Source organism: Spongiivirga sp. MCCC 1A20706, from assembly GCF_046524175.1.
In the GTDB taxonomy this organism is placed as follows: domain Bacteria; phylum Bacteroidota; class Bacteroidia; order Flavobacteriales; family Flavobacteriaceae; genus Spongiivirga.
In genome coordinates this window covers 875783-896601 of record NZ_JBEFZF010000001.1, presented here as the reverse complement: position 1 = coordinate 896601, position 20819 = coordinate 875783, and the positions used below count along the sequence as shown (strand labels likewise).

Here is a 20819-nt window from a genome sequence, read left to right as displayed (position 1 = left end):
AACTTATAGCATATTGATCAGCATAAAAACTGCCATAATTATCATAATACTATTTTCAATAAATGTGGCTTGTGTCATGGGCAGTTTTAAAGCAGTACCTAGACATGCACATTGAATAGTTTTTTTACTTAACAATGCTTGTGTGACACCAATGGTAGTTGCTCCAAGAATTATAAGAGTTGCAACTAGAGCGTAGAATAGTTCAAAACGGAGCAGAAACATGAGTCCCAGGGCAACCTCAATAAAAGGATATATCCATCCGTATGTATTTATTTTTTTAGCAATAGGGTCATACATGGCAAAACTAGCGGGAAAACCCTTTAAATCTAATAGCTTAAAAAAGCTAAAAACGATATAAAATAGCCCCATAAAATCAAGCATTGCTTCGGTGGCATTCCAATTTTTTATATGAAGTAACACGCTAGCAGTAATCAAGTAAAGGAAAATAAGAAGCAAAGGCCTTAACTGTTTTAATTTTGACTCCCTGTTTGTGGACAACACTATACTCGATTCAGTATTGAATATACTATGATTAGCCGTTGTACTGATCTTAAACTTATCTGGCAATGCCCGTTGTAAAGTATCTAAGTTTAATTGCTTGTCCGTTATTAAAACTGCCGCATTCTTTTCTAAACTTACTTCAACGTTTAATACACCATCAACTGCATTCAGTTTTTCCGCAACGCTAGCTTCGCAGCCTTTACAGGTCATTCCTTTAACTTCGAATATCTTTTTCATATTACTACGAATCAGTTTTTACCTCTTGAAGGTCAAAAATAACTAGTTGACCTGTACGATAATTGGTCACATAAAGCTTTTTCTTTCGCAGAAGTATGTCAGTTGGTTTTTTAATATCAGTTGTCAGTGTCTGTTTCAATTCACCTTCTTTGGTAAAGACCAATACGCGGTTATTTTCAAAATCTGTAATGAACACTTCTTTATCGGATACAAAAATTCCGGTAGCAGCATTCATTTTTTGATCAGCGCCAATGATCTTAACAAACTCCCCCTCTTTATTAAAAACTTGAATGCGATTGTTATATGCATCTGCTACCCAAATAAAGTCTTTGGTGATATGAACATCTGTAGGGTAGTAAAGTTCTCCTTCAGCTTTCCCTTCTTTTCCGAAACTAATGTAAGCACCGCTGTCTTTGCTATACAATATTCGATTGTTGTAAAAATCTGCAATTGCTTTTTCATTTCTGTACACAGCTATTCCGGCAGGGGCATCTAATGAATCATTTAGAATTAAGTTTTTGTGATTATTCCCTTCAATTATCGCTATCTGATCGTTACCATACTGTGGGACTAATAGTTCTCTCTCCGTGCTGGTAATATGCATTGGCCGCTCAAGCGAATCGATAGTTTTAACTATTGCTCCTTCTTTATCAATGAGCACTAATCGATTATGATCACCATCACTTAACCACAATCCATCATTGGTACTGGCAATACCAATAGGATTAATACCATCTAAATTGATTGTTTTAAGATGTTGCCAGCTTTTATTTTTTGTTGTTTGGGTGCAGCTAATCATAGAAATAAAAATAGTAACTGCTAAAACGTGTATTCTCATATTGGTATGTTTATGTTAGCGTATCAATTTTTATTTAACCGATACGCTTACTAGATCATCTAATATTCTTATTCTATTCGTTCGTATTTGCAACAACCAGGAAGCTCATTATATGTATTGCTTTTGGCTTTATGATTTTTTGTGTCATGCCCTGCTTTTGCAATTGCTTTTTCTATTTTGTTAAGATTCGTTTGTTTGCTGTTAAAACTGATTTCTAATAATTTAGTATCTCGATCCCAATCAGAAGATAATACCCCTGCGACGGAAAGCGCTGCTTTGTTAATTCGAGCGGCACACATCTCACAATTACCGGCTATAAAAACGTTCTCGGTGACATTGTTACCACTTACTGTCGCCATATTTACAGCTGTCATTTCCTGGATGGTACCATCATAACGGGTTACTTTTCCAGTAATAGGAGTGTAACCAGCCTTCTCTACTTGCATAGCAACATCATCAAGACTTAAAACCTTTTCAGCGGGATAATTAAAACTAAAATCCCCAGTTTCAATATTGATTTTCACTTTTTTGATCCCTTTAAACTCTTTGAACTTTTTTTCAAGTCCGTATGCGCAGAAGGGACATCCAAGTCCATCTACTTGTACTTCAAATTGGTCAAAGCTTTTCTGTGCATTCATGTTCATGGCAGGGACTACCATTAAGAACGCGAATGCTATTATTACTATTTTTTTCATGATATAATATTTTTAAAATTTAGAATGTATAGCGTGTACCGATAAATACACTGTTGTTCAGGGCACGCCCCACATCAATTGTTTGTGTTAATGGCAATTGTACAGCCAGGTCTACGGTTATATTTTTACCAGCAAATTGTATTCCTTGAGCATACAACAGCTGGTACCAATCCCTTTCAGGAAGTAGCGCGCTGGTATACTCAAAATAAAGGTTGATCTGCTTATTTGGATATTGGGGTTTTAAAAGCGGTAAGCCAAATCCTAGTTTCGCTCTAAATTCATCCAATGTACCGTCTGGCATCCAATTGTAGCCAATTTCCGTTGAAATTCCGTATTTCAGGGTTTCATATCCTGAGACTATACCATAATAGCCAGAATATTTACCGGTACTAATTTCCATCATGTCAATTTCTTTACCGGTTGGTAGACTTTGTAAGGTTTTGGCAACTATGCGAAAGGTTTTGCCTGTAGCATCCTTTCTGAAAAACTGATACTTGCCTAAAACTTTAATATCCGCAAGTCCTGAACCTTCAGTGTCAACTAGGTCATAGCTAGTATAAGGAAGGTGGACCGCTACTAAAGAATTTGATGTTGGTAAATAATGCAACATGAGAGGTGCATATATTACAGATCCCCGTTCGGTATTTCTAATTTCAACCAAAGTTTTGGTGGTAAAGCTATTGCCACCAAGCATAATTGGTTTATCGGCAGTAATAGGCGGCCCCTGCGCTATCATATTTAATGATAGTAGCGCAAATAAGAGCAATAAAATGGTGTGTTTCATTATTGTTTAATTCAAAATTCAACTTTAATAAATGCTAAAGTGAATTTTAAATCAAATCAGGAACGTTTCATTTAAGATATGTATATCCTTGACTAATATAGGAGGGGGGTAACCATCAAAAGGAATGATGTTTTTGGCAAAACCTTCAAAAAGATCAATATAACTAAAGGTAAAAGCTACTAAAAATTGTCGCTGGTCAACATCAAGATTTACTAAAGTTTCATTTAATTCATCTTGCGCTTCTACCGCTATAAATGTATCAGTACAACATGCTTTTTTAGAAATTTCAAAAGTTGATGATGGTTCTTTATCTGCATCCATTTTCATACCACACCCATGAGCATCTTCGAACAGCGCAAAATCAACAAGCGTTTTACCACAATGGTGCATATCTATTGTAAATGACAATGATGCCAATAGCAATATTAGCGATAAAACTACTGCTGTTATTTGATATAATAGCTTTTTCATCATTATGACAAAGGTACTGATTTTGTGAAAACTAGTTGAAAAGTGCAATTTATTTAATAATAGTTTAGCAAGAATTCTTTTAGGATTTATTACGATTATCTATTTTTGCGCATCGCAATCGGGTAGTAGCTTAGTCCGGTTAAAGTGCACGGCTGGGGGCCGTGAGATCGGAGGTTCGAATCCTCTCTACCCGACTTATGAAAGGCTTTGGTTGTTTTTAGAAACCAAAGCTTTTATTTTTAAGAAAGTAGTTAACGTTTATTTATTGTCCAGAATATGATCGGTTGACTACTGTTTTTTCAACTCCGTAGAGACTAAGTTTATCTGACTTTCCTTTCAACTCAATTTCCCCTTTTTCACATGCCCTAAAACCATTATCCAATTTGATGTATTTTAAAAGCTCTTGTGATAGTAATAGTTTTTCTTTTAATTCATTGCACTTTCCTTCGATTCTAGAAGCTGTATTTAACACATCACCGTGATAGACAATTTCTTTTTTTTGTTTTCCTACTGATGTCACGATTACTTTGCCACCGTGCATTCCTGCTTTGAAATGGGGAATTAAACCATATTTTGATTGATATATACTTCTTTTTTTATGAATGATCTCTTCCATTTTGAAAAAGCAATTTATGCAATTCATCGATTTTCTTTTAATAGGCCAGATAACAACAACTTCATCCCCAACGTATTGATAAATCTCACCGCCAAACATCATGATTGCATCTGATATATCGTGAAAATAATCTTTTATAAATTCACTATATGCTTCATTTGATAGTTTTTCAGCCATTGTTGTAGAGCCCTTTAAATCAACAAACATGAAGATCCTTGAGATTTCTCGAGGGCGATGGTATAATCCGAAAATCAAACGAAAAAAATTTGCTCTTCCAACTAATAAAATGATTTGTAAACTAAATAATATTAAGACAATGAATGTGAATGTGAATAAAAAGTCTCTTTTAAATAAAGGACCTTTCAGATATTGAAGTACTGCCCTGGTATAAGGTATTTGTTGTACTATATAGGTTTCAATAGACAAGACAAGGCTGAGGATAAGACTAGCAAGTAACGAATAGACAAAGGCGCGAATAATAGTGATAGGAAGAAAAGGTTTATTACGAAACACTTTAATTAGAATGAACTGCTCCAAAATTCCCACAAGCAGACTTAATACAATACTAATACTTGCCGCTTCAAGAAACTCGGTGATTGAATGGGGATAGAATAAATAATTATAAAGTAGACCAAAGATTGTTCCGATCCCGATAATGATCAGAATGTTTTGAATCTTTAATTTTCCTTCTGGTGACATGAACTTTCATTTTCAGACACAAACCGCTAAGGATAACTAGTATCTATACGAACCAAGGTACAAAAAGTGTTGAGGTTTGGGCAAGTAAGTAGTTACAAAGTAATACGATAAGTTATTTGGATTTGGACTGATCTATAGGCAGCAATACCTCCACTTGATATGTTTTCTTCTGAATGTTGCTTATGATCGGTTCTTGTAGTTGATTCCCATCGACTAGTATTGTCATAACTTTAATTTTCGGTTTTCGGCTTATGGTAATATTAAATGTCGCGCCTCTAAATTGTCTTACAACCTCAATTCCATGCCAATGTGAGGGGAGTTGAGGATCAATTTTTAGCCCTTTCTTAGTGCCAATTAAACCCAATAAGCCTTCTAGCAAGCAACGATACATCCATGGAGCAGTACCAGTATTAAATAATTGACTCGATCTACCAGCAGTTTTGGGAAATTGTTTATATGCTCCACGATAGTAATTTGGAATAAATACTGGTAGTTGACCCCGTTGTACCAAATCTTCTTGGTCTGGACCAGCTATCATCTTGCGGAGCAACACATAGGCTTTATCCCTATATCCTGATTTATAAAGTCCAAATATATAGAAAGCAGCTGCATGATTATAAATGGAGCCATTTTCCGCTGATCCAGGATATTTTTGTGTAACACGCCCAATGTCTTCACGCATTTTGGTGTAAGCAGGTGCTAGCATTTGCACACCAAAAGGGGTCTCTAATTCCTCTTCAATTATCTTAATTAAATGATCAGCTTTATTGGTGTCAGCGGCACCACTTAATAAGGCCCATCCTTGCGGATTTAGAAATATGCGACCTTCTTGATCATCCTTAATGCCAAAAGGTATATTATTGTCTGTGATACCTCTTGCATACCATTCTCCATCCCATAAATGCTCATTTGCCGCCTTATTAACTTCTTTTGCTTTGTTGTGAAATCGGATTGAATCATTTTTTCGATTGTTATTCTCACAAATTTCCGCCCAAACTGTTAAAGCATAGGCCGTTGCCAAAGTAAGCCATCCAGAAACTCCTTTTCCCTCAGGCCCCACCATATTCATGGGGTCACACCAATCACCTTGATCGATATAGTTTAAGCCCCGTTCATCCCTATTTTTATAAATCCAATGCATTGCCAGGTTCAAATGTTCCGCAACTGAGGCCTTTTTACTGGAATTCTCAAAAGGTATTTTCTCATTTAACAGCCCATAGTCATTGGTTTCATTTAAGTACGCTTTTAAGCAAATGGGTAACCAGACGCAATGATCGGTATGTGGTACTTGATTAATGTATTTTAGTACCGCTTCTTTATGAATCAGAATTCCATCTGGCATGGCACCACTTTCTTTCTGTTGACTTAAAGCAGTAATAAATGTCTTTCGGGTAGTCTCAGGTTTGATATATGACATACCCATGTTATCTTGAAGATAATTCCTTGTCTGTGGATCAGTACTTAAGCGGTTGGTTTCGCCATGATAATAAACCTGTCTTGGTAGCCAATGGTTGACAAAATTGTCAAAATTCTTATCAGGAGTTTTAATATGTACACACCCTTTTCCTTCACCAATATACTGGTCATATTCATTCTTTATATGGGAAAAACCATCTTTATCGAAATAACGTTTCTTTATAGCAGCAATCTCTTTCTCATCTTTTGCTGGCCCAAATAAAAATTGAAATGTTTTAGACTCATTTGGTTTTAATTGAAGTTGGTATTGCATAATGCAGGCAGGTGTTTCATATGTTGCATTGCCGTTTGACAGGAAGTTTTGTTGAATTCCATCAGGATTATGCAAACCTCCTTCTCCCTCAAAAGCAAATTGACTTATTTCCCATGCATTGGGTTTTTCGCTCGCCAAAAAAAATGTCTTGTCCTTAAGTGTTTTTATTTTATCATATTCTTTGTATTTCTGATATGGTGTAACCGAAGAACAAATAATGGCATTAAGATGGTCGTCGTATACACCTGATTGATTCATCCATGACATATAACCAACAGGAAAGTAAGGGTATATGCTTAATTTTTTTTCCTCAGTACAGCTATTTTTTATAGTGAAGCTCCATTGCTCCAGTACATCATCTTTTGGCAGACTTAATTGCATGATTATATCAACTCCTTCATGCTTTATTTTCCATTGGATATCGCTTTTACCAGCCGAGAAAACAAAGTGTTCTACTTTTTCTCGAACCGGTTCATAAGGGGCGGAGAAAAATCGACCAGTAGTTTCGTTTTTAATATAAAAAAAACGACCTGGATGATGCGCAAAATAGGGTTGCTCTGGCTGCATAAAGGTTTTGGCCTCTAGATTAGGAGCGTATGCATACTTTGACGGCTCAGGTTGCATAAACTGTGATACTGCATAACCACGACAATTCATATGAATCATCATTTTGCTGTTCCACAGAAAAGAAGAAGCATGGGGTAGTGCTGTGGGAGAATGTAACTCCATTCTGTTCCCATCGTTTACGATTTTGATCATTAGGCCGTTTCTGATGCTTTTCGTTCTTTTAATTCAATTTGCACCTTACTAAGCAGTTTGTTATCTAAGCTATAAAAACGCATTACAAATGCCGCCAACAAGGCTATTATACCAGGAACAATACTTATTGTTAACAAAATACCGGTTTGAGAAGCATCAGTCTGTGCCTGTTTAGCCACATAACCCATAGCACTTAGTATAAGTCCTATTGCCCAAGTGGCCAATGCTCCTCCTAATTTTTGGGAGAAGGTTGCTGCTGAAAATGTCATTGCTGTAGCTCTGCGCCCAGTTTTCCATTCGGTATAATCGGCAGTGTCCGCATACATTGAAAATGCCAATGGCGATTTAGGACCTAATGATAAACCAATCAATATATTTACGGTAAATATTAACCAAGTAGCATCAGCTGGGATAAAGAAAAAGGAAATAGATAGAATTCCAGTTAGGGATAACAATACAATAAGCAGTTTCTTTTTTTCAACGAATCTAGTCATTACAGGTGTTAAAGCTGCCCCTGCTGCCAAGGCTAAACCATAAGTGGTAATAAATAATTCCACCAGATCAGGTTTTTCAAGGTAATATTTAATGTAATAAATCGATGCACCTGCGCGCATGGTGATCGTAATCATGATGATCAATGCCAATGCGAAAAGAACCATCCATGGTTTATTTTTAAGTAAATCTTTGATATCACTTAGGGCGTTTGTTTTTTGAGTTGGCGGTGGTTGAATTCGCTCTTTTGTGGTAAAAGTCACAATGGCAAACAACACTGCAGCTACCAAACCATATAATACCATGGTTAGCTGCCAGCCAAGTGCTTCATCACCTTTACCAAGATATTCAACCAAATCTAGCGTAAACCAATTCACTATAGTGGTGCCAGTAAATGCTGCTATAAACCGAAAACTTATAAGGTCGGTCCTATCCTGGCTTTTTGCGGTTATTACACCTGACAAAGCAGAATATGGCATGCTTAATATGGTGTACATCAACATCATAAATGTATAGGTGCCATAAGCCCAGACCAACTTTCCATTTTCACCAAGATCGGGAGTCGTATAAGTAAGTACGGCTGCACCAGCCATTGGAATACCTCCAAACAACAAATAGGGACGGTATTTTCCCCACTTACTTCTAGTTCGATCCGCGATACCTCCCATAACCGGATCGGTAAAGGCATCTATAATCTTGGTGACTAAGAACATGGTGCCTGCGGCGGCGGCGGTAATGCCAAATACATCAGTATAGAAATACAAAAGGAATCCAGAAATATTTGCCCAGTAAAAATTGAATCCCAAATCTCCGAGGCCATAGCCTATCTTTTCACCGAGTTTAACGGGTGCAAGAATGTTGTTTTCTTTTGATGAATCTTCTGACATATAACTTGTTATTTACAGCACACCCTATTTATTATAAGATGATTAATTAGCCTTTCAATTTATCTAATTAAAAATCTAAGAAAGTAATACAGAATCATCAGTTTTATATACAATTTGTTAACTAAAAAGATATAGAGGTCAGGTTTTTAGATATGTCTAATGCTGATACCAAGCTTTTAATGGACGGTTCTCAGGGTAGCCAATTTTTTTTCTATAGTGCTTTCTTTCTTCTGTAAAATCCCACCAATTTTTTGAGTAGTCGTTTGTTTTAGCAACATATACAACTAATCTAAACTGATCTTCTACGCATGAATCTATCCAGTAGCCTTTCTTTTTTTCATATTCATTTACCAGTGTAGCGCCATCTTCTTTTGCGAGATCTTGTACTTTGTAAAATCCCATGAAAATGAGATCTTCAGCAAACTTAATCCCAATAGACGGAATTTGCTGAAAATCGGCTAATGCATAAATTTTCCTTGCTCGTATGTTTGAAACTTGAAGTATTTCCTGAAGCTCATCTACGGCATAAGCCAAAATATCTGCTTTCTTGATTTTGTTTTTTCTGAGGTTGGCTCGCTCAACATCGGTAAGCAATAGTTGTATATTCTTTTTTCTGTTCATTAATCATACAATGAAATAGGCTAAACCAACTCCCACGATAATGGTAATAATCTTTGCTAAATTAAATTTATGTCCGGCCGAACTTTCAAATAAAATAGTAGTACTTATATGAAGGAAAATTCCAACAACTACAGCACTTATTTCATTTAGATAACTTCTGAAAAATAGTACATGTTCGCCCATATAACTTCCTAGAGGTGTCATCAAGGAAAATACAAATAGAAAAAGAAAAGTGTATATCTTATTAAAACCACTTTTAATAGCAAATGAAGTTAAAATAATAGCAATGGGAATTTTATGCACCATAATTCCATATAACAAGTTATCATGATGGTTAACAGGAATACCCTCTAAAAAAGCATGTATGGATAAACTTGCAATTAAAGCTAGCGAGAAGATTCTTTTGTCCTTGTCAATATGCATATGACCATGCTCTGCTCCTTGTGATAAAAACTCTAAAATTATTTGTAGTAAAATTCCGACCATGACAAGCAAACCAATGCTTTTGGTGCTCGATGCAAAAACTTCAGGGATCATTTCTAAAACAGTAATAGAAAGAAGAAAAGAACCGCTAAAAGCAAGCAATAATTTCTGTCTTTTATCGAGTATTGGTTTAAAGGCTATTACTACCAAATAAGCAATTAAAACAGATGCAATAAGTAATAAATACTCCATACCTACTTGAAGATCATTATAAGTCGTTCCGATGTTTGCGAATGAAAACTATTTAAGTTATAATCTCCAAAAATATCTAAAAGATCAATGTTTGCCTGTTTAAAATACGTTTTAAAATCGTCTAAAGATAGCGCTCGAACCTTTTCGGTATAATTTCGTTTTTCATCTTTATCCATAAAAGAAATCTCTTTTATAATATGGTTATTTTTTAGATACCGCCTAATCTCGAAATTGATATCATTCACCAACTTATTCTCATTGGGTACTAGGTTCGGAATTACGTAATCTACATTCATAAAATCGATAACGCCTAATCCCGTAGGGTTTATATTTTGTTTTATTGCCTTTAACGCTTCTAAATTGTCAGCTTCATTTTCAAAGTAACCAAAACTGGTGAATAGATTAAAAACAGCATCAAATTTCTTGTCGAATGGGAGACACATGTCATGCACGACAAAACGCAAGTTGTCGTTTTCATATTTCCTTGCAAATTCGATACTATTTTTAGAAAGGTCCGCTCCGGTCACATCAAATCCCAAACTGTTTAAATAAATAGAATGACGTCCTTTGCCACAGGCAAGATCAAGAATCTGATCGCCAGCTCCTAAACCAAGGTAAGCGGTAAGCTTATCCATAAAAAATTGCGCTTCTTTATGATCTCTATCTTGATACAGTATATGGTAGTAATCTGTATCGAACCAGCTGTCGTACCAATTTTCGACTTCTTTTATCATTTATTCAAACTAAGGCGGCTAAATTAAGCCTATTTTTGCGATCTAAAAGTCGTTTTTAATGCAAAATAATTACGAAATGGTTGCTAAAACCGCCTATGGTCTTGAAGGTATTTTGGCAAAAGAGCTTAGAAACCTTGGTGCGCAAAACGTAAAAGAGGGTGTTCGCGCTGTTACCTTTATAGGAGATAAAGGTTTTATGTACAAGGCAAACTTGTGCCTTCGTACCTGTATCAAAATATTGAAACCTATTGAGCGGTTTTGGGTTCGTGATGAAAAATCACTTTATAATCAGGTTTATAAAATGGATTGGGATCAGTATATAAAACCGGATCAAACCATTGCTATTTATGCCACAGTGCATTCTGATCTTTTTTCGCATTCTAAATATATTGCATTAAAAACAAAAGATGCTATTGTAGACAGAATACGAAATGATCATGGTATAAGACCAAATATTGATACTAAATTTCCAGATGTACAGATTAATGTACACATTGATAAGAGCAACTGTACTATTTCATTAGACTCTTCAGGTCAATCATTACATAAAAGAGGATATCGTACTGCTACTAATATTGCTCCGCTAAATGAAGTTTTGGCAGCTGGATTGTTATTGCTTTCCGGTTGGGATGGACAATGTGATTTTCTTGACCCAATGTGCGGTAGTGGCACCATTCCAATTGAAGCGGCCATGATAGCAGCTAACATCCCTGCGAATTTGAATAGGAATGAATTTGCTTTTGAAAAATGGCCGGATTGGGATGTTGATCTTTACGAAACCATAGAAGATTCAATGTTGAATAAAATACGAAATGTCGATTGTAAGATAAGCGGTTATGACAAGGCGCCCTCTGCAGTTAAAAAAGCGAAAGACAATGTTCAGAATGCCAACTTACAAGAGTTTGTTACAATAAAACACGAAGACTTCTTTAAAACTCAAAAAGAATCAGAAGGTCTTTTACATATGGTAAGTAATCCGCCTTATGGAGAGCGCTTAATTATTGATAGTGAATCGTTCTATGCCAACATTGGTACTACTTTAAAACATGGATATCCAGGAACGCATGCTTGGATGATCACTTCCGATCTTGAAGCGCTCAAATATGTTGGTCTACGGCCATCAAAAAAAATAAAGTTGTACAACGGGAAATTAGAGGCTAGATTTGTCAAGTACGAAATGTATGAAGGAAGCAAAAAAGCCAAGAAACAAAAGCATTAATATGTCTGTAAAAACTAAAGCACTGATCTTCAATTTTATTTGTTTTGCCATATTATTTCTTGTTTTTAGGTTCGGCATATCGGCTCTAGGATTTCAATTGCCTTATATTCCTTTGGTAGTAATAAGTGTCGTATTAGCTAGTTTTATAGCTCCTAAATTTGGCGTTAGAAATAAAGAGGGTAAAGAGGTGTTGATAATGAGAACTTTTTTTAAAAAGGATATTACAGAGTTTTAATATGCAATTCGATATTTTTCCTTTTAAGAAAAGTAGGATTTCTTTTATCGATCTTTCTTAAAAATAGGAATTCGATAGCTTAAGGTGTAATTAAAGCCCACTCCAAAACTACTATCGTTGGTAACCTTGTTAAATCCGGGAATCCACAAGTTAGCGAAATTATCAGGTTCTGTATTGCTAAAAAGCCTGGCAATACGTACACTTGCTCCCATGTAGAAGTTATTGAACATTTCAACTTTTGCACCAAAAACTAGCTCGAGCCAACTGGCATTTAGACTTGAGAATTCTGTTCCTGGCTCGACTAATAGTTCCTCTTCAAAAACTTGATTACGGTTAAGCAAACTATAGCTATTAAGTGTTTGAGAGAAAGTACTAAAACTATAGCGTCCGCCGGCATAGATCATATTATCCATACCAAACCAATTGGAGTATAAATTGTAATCGACTCCTAACTTAATATAGCTGCCTTTTGCAGTAAAATTTAACTGGTTATCATCAATGGTTCTTTCTTCATTACCTAGTTCAGTTGCGATATATAGTTTTTTTGAAACTCTGAAATCACCAACGATTTCGAATCCGGTATAATTATCATCTAAAAAGGTAAAGACCGGCCGGCCTAAATCGATACCAAAACGCAATCCGTACTTGTCTTTCTCCGTAACGGAATCCCGAGCTGTTTCCAAAAGTTTACCTTCTTCAATTTTCGGGGCCTCCTCCTGTGACATCGCTGAAAATGAGGTCACGATCAATAATATACTAATGAAATATCTTAACATGAGCAGCATTTTCATTTTCTACGGTAGTGTTAACAATTTCAATAGCAGGATTTCCAGCAATCCATTTTTCAGTATCAGGACTCGATACTTCGGTCAATTCAAAAACTGCTCGAAAACCACAAGCTCTTGATATAAATTGGTCTGATTTAGTATATGTAATATCCAAGGTATCTATTTGTCCTTGCTCTATATTATCTTCATCTTCAGAATTATTAATCAGTAAATATCTAGTTGTTAGTTGTTGGGTTCTCAAGGGAAGAGCGATAGAATCTCTATCAGTGCGATCCTCATTTTCAAAAAAAACACTAGTGTCTTCTCTTACTGCAACAATGCGCAAACTCGGAACTGGTTTTAAGGTTTCTATGTCTGTTGAATCGAAAAATCTGATAATTAATTGAGGAGTATCGGGAGTTCCTGAGGCACAAATATCATCTTTTTCGCAACTATATGAAAAGAAACATATCACTGCCAGACAAAAGAGAAAAACAAAAAAACGGTTGTTCATATATATCCGAAATGGGATTGGAGGTAAAAGTAATTTAATTTTCTACAGTTGCCACAGGCATCAGCTATTTTATCTTTTTTCTAACAAGACTACATTTTCAATGTGATGAGTTTGCGGAAACATATCAACTGCCTGCGTTCTGGTTACTTTATATAAGTTATTCAAAATAGCCAGGTCTCTAGCTTGTGTGGCACTGTTACAACTAACATATACGATTTTTTTAGGTGCGATATTAATTATTTGTTGTACCACATCTTTATGCATGCCATCGCGTGGTGGATCTGTAATAATTACATCGGGTTGTCCATGTGTATTAATAAATTCATCATTAAACACTTTTTTCATATCACCTACATAAAAATCCACATTTTTAATGCCGTTGTGTTTAGCATTTTCTTTAGCCGCAGTAATGGCATCGGGTACTGCTTCTACACCTACTACTTTTTTAGCTTTTTTTGCAATAAATTGGGCAATAGTTCCTGTGCCAGTATATAAATCAAACACTAATTCTTCTCCATTGAGCCCGGCAAAATCTCTTGTAGTTTTATACAATACATAAGCCTGATCTGAATTAGTTTGGTAAAATGACTTTGCATTTATTTTAAACTGCAGTCCCTCCATTTCTTCAAAAATATGATCTCGACCAGCGTAACAAATCACTTCTTGATCATAAATGGTATCGTTTCCTTTATTGTTAATAACATATTGCAGTGAAGTAACCTGCGGGAAGGTCTTTTTCAAATGATCTAATAATGCCTCTCTTTTTTCAATGTCTTCTTTAAAAAATTGAATGAGCACCATAATCTCGCCAATAGATGACGTTCTGATCATTAATGTTCTTAAAAATCCTGTTTGGTTTCTGGTGTTAAAAAATTCCAATTCGTTTTGCGCAGCAAATTCTTTTACCGCTAATCGAATTGCATTGGAAGGATCGGCTTGTAAATGACATTTTTTAATATCCAGAATCTTGTCCCACATGCCAGGAATATGAAATCCTAGCGCATTTCGGTCGCTGAGTTCCTGGTCAGAATTAATTTCTTCCTTGGTTAACCAGCGGCTATCAGAAAAGGAAAATTCCATTTTATTTCGATAGAAAAACTGCTTCTTTGAGCCAAGAATAGGTTCTGCTTCCGGTAATGCTATTCTGCCAAGACGTACTAAATTATTGGTTACTTCTTGTTGCTTGAATGCTAATTGATGCTTATAAGTCATATGCTGCCATTTGCAGCCACCGCAAGTACCAAAATGTTCGCAAACAGGCGTTGTTCTCTTATCAGAAAGTTCATGAAAACGTACAGCGGTGCCTTCAAAATAGGCTTTTCTTTTTTTAAAAGTTTGAATATCGACCACGTCACCAGGTACTGCATTGTCAACAAAAATCACTCTACCGTCAGGAGCTTTCGCAACAGATTTTCCTCTAGCACCAGCATCAATAATTTCGACCTTTTCAAAAAGCTGTTTTCTGTTTTTTCTTGCCATGCGGCAAAAGTAGCTATTTTGTTGGTAGTTTATGATAGGTTTTTATTGCAACTGGTATAAAAATTGAATTGAATTGGGAACCTTTTATACTTTAATCTGTCTATAGATAAAATGGATGCAAATCAGGATAAGATATTAGATTCTTGGTTGGTTTTATCCTATAAAACCGGCAATAAGAAGGCACTTACTTTGCTTGTAAAACGATGGCACAAGAAACTATGCCGTCAGGCTTATTGGTATACAAAAGATATGGAGAGTGCTAAAGACATTGCACAAGATTCATGGCAGTCGATCATTAAAAATATTAGCCGGCTTCAAAATACTGATCAATTCGGCAGTTGGGCACTTACGATTACAACGAGAAAAGCAATCGATTACTGTAAAAGAAATAACAAATGGAACAATAACTATAGTTTTGAAGGGTTGCCAGATGATGAACTAAAACAGGAAGAAATAAATACAGATGATAATCTTATAAAGGTTAAAAAAGGTTTGGCACAGTTATCAACCGATAAAAGGCAAATCTTAACATTGTTTTATTTGGAAGCATATTCAATACTGGAAATCAGTTATATGTTGAAAATACCGGTGGCTACCATTAAAACTAGGTTGTTTAGAGCACGAGAAAAATTAAAATCAATACTTAAAAATATAGATTATGAAAAATGATATAGAAGAAATCGATAGACTAATCAAAGAAGCTTTGACTGATGAGGAAGCGGCTTTTTATGATGAATTAGAAGAACAGAATTTACTCCAAAAAGTAGGAGCAATACAAAAAGGTAAGACTGGGTGGATTGCCACAACTATGACCGTTGTCAACATACTGTTGTTAGTAATTTTAATTTATTGTATCGTCCAGTTTTTAAATGCAACACTTAGCAGTGATCTTGTAAAATGGGGGGCAGCAGGGTTTTTATGTATGATGTTCATGTCAATGACCAAATTATACGTGTGGATGCAAATGGACAAAAATGATATTTTAAGAGAGTTGAAACGATTAGAGTTGCAGGTTGCCTCTTTATCGGTTAAGAGTAAAGAGTGATCTCTATATTTTAATACCCTAATTATAATTAGTAATTTGCAAGCCTCTAGGGATGATTTCTTTCCCACGCTGAATTTTCGAGGTTCGCAATACTTCCGCGAACATAGTTATCGAAAGGATAAAGGTAGAACAGGAATGGTTATTTAATAATTTAAAAACAAATTAAAAATGGCTGTTTTAGACCAAATTACTTCGCAAGATGCGATTAACTTAGAAAACGAGTATGGAGCTCACAATTATCACCCATTACCAGTTGTACTAAGTCGGGGTGAAGGGGTGTATGTATGGGATTTAGAAGGTAAAAAATATTTCGATTTTCTATCAGCATACTCTGCTGTAAATCAAGGACACTGTCACCCACGAATTGTTGATGCAATGACAGAGCAGGCAAAAACATTAACCCTGACTTCACGTGCATTTTATAATGATATGTTGGGGCGTTTTGAGAAATTTGCTACGGAAACTTTTCATTTTGACAAGTTGTTACCCATGAATACTGGTGCTGAAGCAGTAGAAACTGCCTTAAAATTATGCAGAAAATGGGCTTATGAAGTCAAAGGAATTAATGAAAATGAAGCTGAAATTATAGTTTGCGAAAATAACTTTCACGGAAGAACCACAACAATTATCTCATTTTCAAATGACCCTGTTGCAAGAAAGAATTTTGGTCCCTACACAAAGGGATTCATAAAAATTGAATATGACAATTTACAGGCTTTAGAAGGAGCACTAAAGAGTAGTAAGAATATCGCAGGGTTTTTAGTAGAACCAATTCAGGGAGAAGCAGGTGTATATGTGCCAAGCAAAGGGTATTTAGCAGCGGCAAAAGCACTTTGTGAAGAACATAATGTTTTATTTATTGCAGATGAAGTGCAAACAGGTATTGCACGTACGGGGCGATTATTAGCCACTTGTGGCAATTGCAGTTGTCCGGATAAACATTGTTCAGGAACTCCTGACGTAAAAGCTGATATTCTAATATTGGGTAAAGCCTTATCAGGTGGTGCATACCCGGTTTCAGCGGTATTGGCCAACAATGATATTATGAATGTGATCAAGCCTGGAAATCACGGTAGTACTTTTGGAGGGAATCCCATAGCAGCTGCCGTGGGAATAGCTGCTTTAACTGTAATTAAAGAGGAAAAACTTGCAGAAAATGCACAAGAATTGGGTGAGCTTTTCAGGGCTGAAATGGCTAAATACATTGAAAATAGTACTATTGTAAGTGCTGTTCGAGGTAGAGGATTACTGAATGCAATACTAATTAACGATACAGAAGAAAGCAGCACTGCTTGGGATATTTGTATGGCATTGAAGGAAAATGGTCTTTTGGCAAAGCCAACACATGGTAATATTATTCGGTTCGCTCCGCCTTTAGTAATGACCAAAGATGAGTTATTAGAATGTGTTTCGATTATTACAACAACACTTCAAGATTTTGAAGAATAAGAAAAGGTCAATAAAAAAACCGCCATTTGGCGGTTTTTTTATTTAGAAAAGTAACTTCTAATTTCCTTGTTGTTCCATTGCTTGCTGGTAAGCATCTTGGTATATCTGTATCATTTCATCCCAACCAACAGTAGAAATAACATAGATTACTCTAATGATCATTAAAACATTTAAGATAAGTGCAATCAAAGCAACAATTCTGGCCGTTTTAATTTGACTATAATTATCATAGGCATCGGGGTCTTCTTTGTACATTTTTTGTGATTTGTTTGCAAGAAAGAAACCAATTCCAGCGGGAATGATTCCTGCACCCAAAATACAGCAACACAGATATCCGAAAACACCGAGAACTATACTTGCGACACCATTAGGTAATTTTTGTTTTTCCATAATTTAATTATTTAGTGTGTGGTTATTTTTATAATATAACTAATTACAATGGTTGCTACCGTCACTGCAGCTGTAATTGTAATCAATTTTGTTGAGTATTTGTATTTTACAAAAAGGTTTAAAACGATTAATATCCCAAGAAGTAAGAGACCATAAATACCAGGATACATTTTAAAAGCAGCGATAAACTCTCCCTCATATATTAGAGCAAGAGAACGTTGAATACCGCAGCCCATACAGTCAAAACCTAAATATTTTTTGGTAGCGCATGGTAACATATACTTATCAAGATCGCTAACTAAAAAAAGCCTCATACATCAACTAAGTTGCCGCTAAAAATAGTATTATTTTTGCGAATGAATCTTATTTCACGAAAAAACATGAAGTATCCAAAATACATTGATTATGTATTATTACTTATAGGGGGCATAATTTTAGTATTTGAACAGAATAAAGAAGGGAACGCAAATATTTATCTGCTTATTACCGCTTTGGTCATGTTTATGTACGGCTTGTATCGCGTTACCTCGATCTGGACCAAAGATAACGCGAGACCACCCCGCAAGGATGAGTATACACCTTTTGAAGAAAATGACTTTGAACAAGAGAAAAATGAAGATTGATGACTTTCGAAATTGGAGATATTGTCGAGGCTATAGATGATGTATTATCTGGAAAAATAGTTGAAATAGACGGCAAATCTATAACCTTTGAGACCGAAGATGGTTTTCCAATGACGCTACAAGCACATGAGCTCATAAAAACAGAAGATGGTATTCAGGTCTCTAATGCTGATGTAGCTAGTATCAAAAAGGAAAAGGAACTTTCGAAAAAACCGAAATCAGTTAAAATGCGACCAAAAGACCAATCGTCTAAAGCGATGGAAGTTGATCTTCATATACACCAACTCGTTGCCAATGAAAAGGGTATGGAATCCCATGATAAACTCAACTTACAACTTGACACTGCAAAGCGACAGTTGGAATTTGCCATACGAAAACGCATTCAAAGAGTAATTTTTATTCATGGTGTTGGCGAAGGAGTACTAAAACTTGAGTTGCAATATCTTTTTAAACGGTACGATAACATCAAATTCTATGATGCAGATTATCAAAAATATGGTTTGGGTGCAACTGAAGTCTATATTTATCAGAATTCAAAGTAGTTTGATTGTTGTAGGGTTCTGAGTTTGGAATTTACCTTAAGGAGTAGGTGCCGTAGTAGAAAAATTACCAAACAAATAATCAGCATCAATTAAACGCTCGCCGTTACCGTCATTTTCAAAAACAACGCTTTTAAATCGTATTTCATGATCAAATTGAGTCGGTGTCGTTTCGTTTTGTACCGTAGTCACTTCAATGGTGCCGCTTAAGGCATTAAGCTCACTAATGACAGTTGGTTCTGTTAAGGGTACTTGCGAACAGAAGTAGGTATTGGAGACGGTACCACTAAAAATACGAATGTTAACATCAAAAACATTTTCGGTTATCGTACCAGATCTTGGTGCATCAACTTCGGTTACTTCATTAAGTAACAAATCTGTGCTTAATGTAAGTATCATCGCTTCATCGCCATTTGTTATAAATAATACCGACGTATCATCCTCACAATTTTCGACTGAATCTGGATTGAAATCCAGTTCTTCAATTTCTAAGTCACCATCATCACAAGAAAACAGTATAAGTGCACTTAATAAAAAGAGTAATTTTTTCATTTTGATACTTGATTAAAGCAAATGTACTAGAAAAGTGAACTAACAGAAGACACATTAAGAATATTTTATTTGAATTACTTTTGTCATGCTAAAAATGAAATTAATAATGAATGTTTATTTAGATAATGCGGCAACGACACAAGTTAGGCCCGAAGTAATTGAGAAAATGCAGGAAGCATTGGCAAGTACCTTTGGTAATCCTTCTTCAACTCATAGCTATGGTCGTTCTTCTAAAACAATTATCGAGACAGCCCGTAAATCGATTGCAAGTTATCTAAATGCAAAGCCTCAAGAAATAATTTTCACTTCAGGTGGTACTGAAGCAGATAATATGGTATTGCGTTGTGCGGTTCGTGATCTGGGGATAAAAACAATCATTACATCTGAAGTTGAGCATCATGCAGTACTGCATACTGCCGAAGAGCTAGCTTCTGAATACGGTATTGCATTGCGATTTGTAGAATTAAAAGATTGCGGTACACCCGATAGCGCTCACTTAGAAACACTTTTAAAAGCTGATTCTTCAAAGAAGCTTGTAAGTTTAATGCATGTAAATAACGAGGTGGGGAATATGATTGATATTGATGCTATCGCAACTCTTTGTAAAGAACATGGCGCCTTGTTTCATTCCGATACGGTACAATCAATTGGCCATTATAAAATAGATGTTGAAAAAACTGCCGTTGATTTCATGGCGGTTGCAGCGCATAAGTTTCACGGTCCTAAGGGAATAGGATTCGCATTTATACGGCAAGATTCGGGTATAAAACCATTAATTTTTGGAGGAGAACAAGAACGTGGCTATCGTGCCGGAACTGAATCAGTTCACAATATTGTTGGCTTAGCAGAAGCTATGAAGTTTTCTTATGATCATTTAGATGAGGAAAAAAAATATGTTTCTGATCTTAAACAGTATTTTATAACGCAATTGAAAAAAGAATTGCCGGGTTGTAGTTTTAATGGTAATAGTGAAGATTTTGATAAAAGTACGTATACACTAGTTAATGTAAATCTTCCTGTGCCGGAAAATAAATCATTAATGCTGCTTTTTCATTTAGATATTAAAGGTATAGCTTGTTCAAAGGGTAGCGCATGTCAATCGGGTAGCAGTTTAGGTAGCCACGTGCTCAACAAAATTCTTTCTGCAGAAGAATTGAAACGTCCTTCTGTTCGTTTTTCATTTTCTAAATACAATACTAAGGAAGAATTGGATTATGTAATCAAAGAATTGAAAGTGTTTTGTGAGGTCTAGTGTGACAAAATAAGCGA

At 35.6% G+C, this 20819-nt stretch carries 25 protein-coding genes and 1 tRNA gene; 9 read left to right on the top strand and 17 right to left on the bottom strand.

The window, feature by feature from the left end; genetic code table 11:
- Window positions 1-3: 3 nt before the first annotated feature.
- The 5 genes from ABN763_RS04130 to ABN763_RS04110 form a co-directional block, all read right to left on the bottom strand.
- Entirely contained in the window at window positions 4-738 is a 735-nt protein-coding gene (locus tag ABN763_RS04130) for a heavy-metal-associated domain-containing protein (RefSeq protein ID WP_410484153.1), read from the bottom strand.
- 4 nt (window positions 739-742) lie between these two features.
- Window positions 743-1576 (bottom strand): NHL repeat-containing protein, encoded by an 834-nt coding sequence (locus tag ABN763_RS04125; RefSeq protein WP_410484152.1) that lies wholly within the window; start codon window positions 1574-1576, stop codon window positions 743-745.
- A gap of 68 nt (window positions 1577-1644) precedes the next feature.
- Entirely contained in the window at window positions 1645-2271 is a 627-nt protein-coding gene (locus ABN763_RS04120; RefSeq protein ID WP_410484151.1) for a heavy-metal-associated domain-containing protein, read from the bottom strand.
- Between the two features lie 19 nt (window positions 2272-2290).
- Window positions 2291-3055, bottom strand: coding sequence for a hypothetical protein (locus tag ABN763_RS04115; protein ID WP_410484150.1), 765 nt, complete (start codon window positions 3053-3055; stop codon window positions 2291-2293).
- 51 nt (window positions 3056-3106) lie between these two features.
- On the bottom strand, window positions 3107-3526 hold the full coding sequence (locus tag ABN763_RS04110) for an HYC_CC_PP family protein (RefSeq protein WP_410484149.1): 420 nt from the start codon (window positions 3524-3526) through the stop codon (window positions 3107-3109).
- Between the two features lie 119 nt (window positions 3527-3645).
- Between ABN763_RS04110 and ABN763_RS04105 the strand changes: the two genes are divergently transcribed.
- A tRNA-Pro gene (locus ABN763_RS04105) sits at window positions 3646-3720 on the top strand.
- Window positions 3721-3788: 68 nt separating this feature from the next.
- Here the strand turns inward: ABN763_RS04105 and ABN763_RS04100 are convergent.
- The 6 genes from ABN763_RS04100 to ABN763_RS04075 all read right to left on the bottom strand — a co-directional run bounded on the left by ABN763_RS04100 (window position 3789) and on the right by ABN763_RS04075 (window position 10738).
- Window positions 3789-4841, bottom strand: coding sequence for an adenylate/guanylate cyclase domain-containing protein (locus ABN763_RS04100; RefSeq protein ID WP_410484148.1), 1053 nt, complete (start codon window positions 4839-4841; stop codon window positions 3789-3791).
- Window positions 4842-4953: 112 nt separating this feature from the next.
- Complete coding sequence (locus ABN763_RS04095; RefSeq protein WP_410484147.1) at window positions 4954-7329, bottom strand: GH36-type glycosyl hydrolase domain-containing protein; 2376 nt, start codon at window positions 7327-7329, stop codon at window positions 4954-4956.
- The gene (locus ABN763_RS04090) at window positions 7329-8708 is read right to left on the bottom strand and encodes an MFS transporter (RefSeq protein WP_410484146.1); all 1380 of its coding nucleotides are present in this window, start codon (window positions 8706-8708) and stop codon (window positions 7329-7331) included. Before ABN763_RS04090 ends, ABN763_RS04095 begins: the two co-directional genes overlap by 1 nt.
- 156 nt (window positions 8709-8864) lie before the next feature.
- Entirely contained in the window at window positions 8865-9329 is a 465-nt protein-coding gene (locus ABN763_RS04085) for a helix-hairpin-helix domain-containing protein (RefSeq protein ID WP_410484145.1), read from the bottom strand.
- A gap of 3 nt (window positions 9330-9332) precedes the next feature.
- Window positions 9333-10004, bottom strand: coding sequence for a ZIP family metal transporter (locus ABN763_RS04080; protein WP_410484144.1), 672 nt, complete (start codon window positions 10002-10004; stop codon window positions 9333-9335).
- A 2-nt stretch (window positions 10005-10006) separates the two neighbouring features.
- On the bottom strand, window positions 10007-10738 hold the full coding sequence (locus ABN763_RS04075; protein WP_410484143.1) for a class I SAM-dependent methyltransferase: 732 nt from the start codon (window positions 10736-10738) through the stop codon (window positions 10007-10009).
- 58 nt (window positions 10739-10796) lie between these two features.
- On the opposite strand from ABN763_RS04075, the gene ABN763_RS04070 reads away from it, so the two are divergent.
- Together ABN763_RS04070 and ABN763_RS04065 are read left to right on the top strand one after the other, a co-directional pair.
- On the top strand, window positions 10797-11957 hold the full coding sequence (locus ABN763_RS04070) for a class I SAM-dependent RNA methyltransferase (RefSeq protein ID WP_410484142.1): 1161 nt from the start codon (window positions 10797-10799) through the stop codon (window positions 11955-11957).
- A gap of 1 nt (window position 11958) precedes the next feature.
- Window positions 11959-12192 (top strand): hypothetical protein, encoded by a 234-nt coding sequence (locus ABN763_RS04065; RefSeq protein ID WP_410484141.1) that lies wholly within the window; start codon window positions 11959-11961, stop codon window positions 12190-12192.
- A gap of 44 nt (window positions 12193-12236) precedes the next feature.
- On the opposite strand, the gene ABN763_RS04060 is transcribed toward ABN763_RS04065, so the two are convergent.
- The 3 genes from ABN763_RS04060 to rlmD all read right to left on the bottom strand — a co-directional run bounded on the left by ABN763_RS04060 (window position 12237) and on the right by rlmD (window position 14952).
- A complete protein-coding gene (locus ABN763_RS04060; protein WP_410484140.1) occupies window positions 12237-12968 on the bottom strand; it encodes a DUF6048 family protein in 732 nt (243 codons plus the stop codon).
- Window positions 12949-13473: a DUF6452 family protein gene (locus ABN763_RS04055; RefSeq protein ID WP_410484139.1), complete on the bottom strand. Its 525-nt coding sequence runs from the start codon at window positions 13471-13473 to the stop codon at window positions 12949-12951. Before ABN763_RS04055 ends, ABN763_RS04060 begins: the two co-directional genes overlap by 20 nt.
- A gap of 69 nt (window positions 13474-13542) precedes the next feature.
- Complete coding sequence (rlmD, locus tag ABN763_RS04050; protein WP_410484138.1) at window positions 13543-14952, bottom strand: 23S rRNA (uracil(1939)-C(5))-methyltransferase RlmD; 1410 nt, start codon at window positions 14950-14952, stop codon at window positions 13543-13545.
- 111 nt (window positions 14953-15063) lie between these two features.
- Between rlmD and ABN763_RS04045 the strand changes: the two genes are divergently transcribed.
- The 3 genes from ABN763_RS04045 (at window position 15064) to rocD (ending at window position 17446) form a co-directional block, all read left to right on the top strand.
- Window positions 15064-15621, top strand: coding sequence for an RNA polymerase sigma factor (locus tag ABN763_RS04045; RefSeq protein ID WP_410484137.1), 558 nt, complete (start codon window positions 15064-15066; stop codon window positions 15619-15621).
- Window positions 15611-15997 carry a DUF6768 family protein gene (locus ABN763_RS04040; protein ID WP_410484136.1) on the top strand — a complete coding sequence of 129 codons (387 nt, stop codon included), beginning with the start codon at window positions 15611-15613 and terminating at the stop codon, window positions 15995-15997. The genes ABN763_RS04045 and ABN763_RS04040 overlap by 11 nt, the downstream gene beginning before the upstream one ends.
- Window positions 15998-16165: 168 nt before the next feature.
- On the top strand, window positions 16166-17446 hold the full coding sequence (rocD, locus tag ABN763_RS04035; protein ID WP_410484135.1) for an ornithine--oxo-acid transaminase: 1281 nt from the start codon (window positions 16166-16168) through the stop codon (window positions 17444-17446).
- A gap of 57 nt (window positions 17447-17503) precedes the next feature.
- Here rocD and ABN763_RS04030 read toward each other — a convergent pair whose 3' ends face one another.
- Together ABN763_RS04030 and ABN763_RS04025 are read right to left on the bottom strand one after the other, a co-directional pair.
- On the bottom strand, window positions 17504-17836 hold the full coding sequence (locus ABN763_RS04030; protein ID WP_410484134.1) for a CCC motif membrane protein: 333 nt from the start codon (window positions 17834-17836) through the stop codon (window positions 17504-17506).
- An 11-nt stretch (window positions 17837-17847) separates the two neighbouring features.
- On the bottom strand, window positions 17848-18150 hold the full coding sequence (locus ABN763_RS04025) for a DUF2752 domain-containing protein (RefSeq protein ID WP_410484133.1): 303 nt from the start codon (window positions 18148-18150) through the stop codon (window positions 17848-17850).
- A gap of 66 nt (window positions 18151-18216) precedes the next feature.
- Here ABN763_RS04025 and ABN763_RS04020 point away from each other — a divergent pair, with 66 nt between their 5' ends.
- Window positions 18217-18459 carry a hypothetical protein gene (locus ABN763_RS04020; RefSeq protein ID WP_410484132.1) on the top strand — a complete coding sequence of 81 codons (243 nt, stop codon included), beginning with the start codon at window positions 18217-18219 and terminating at the stop codon, window positions 18457-18459.
- The gene (locus ABN763_RS04015) at window positions 18459-19001 is read left to right on the top strand and encodes a Smr/MutS family protein (RefSeq protein ID WP_410484131.1); all 543 of its coding nucleotides are present in this window, start codon (window positions 18459-18461) and stop codon (window positions 18999-19001) included. The genes ABN763_RS04020 and ABN763_RS04015 overlap by 1 nt, the downstream gene beginning before the upstream one ends.
- A gap of 36 nt (window positions 19002-19037) precedes the next feature.
- Here the strand turns inward: ABN763_RS04015 and ABN763_RS04010 are convergent, their stop codons facing one another.
- Complete coding sequence (locus ABN763_RS04010; protein ID WP_410484130.1) at window positions 19038-19550, bottom strand: hypothetical protein; 513 nt, start codon at window positions 19548-19550, stop codon at window positions 19038-19040.
- A gap of 103 nt (window positions 19551-19653) precedes the next feature.
- Between ABN763_RS04010 and ABN763_RS04005 the strand changes: the two genes are divergently transcribed.
- Window positions 19654-20802 carry a cysteine desulfurase family protein gene (locus ABN763_RS04005; protein WP_410484172.1) on the top strand — a complete coding sequence of 383 codons (1149 nt, stop codon included), beginning with the start codon at window positions 19654-19656 and terminating at the stop codon, window positions 20800-20802.
- Window positions 20803-20819: the final 17 nt, after the last annotated feature.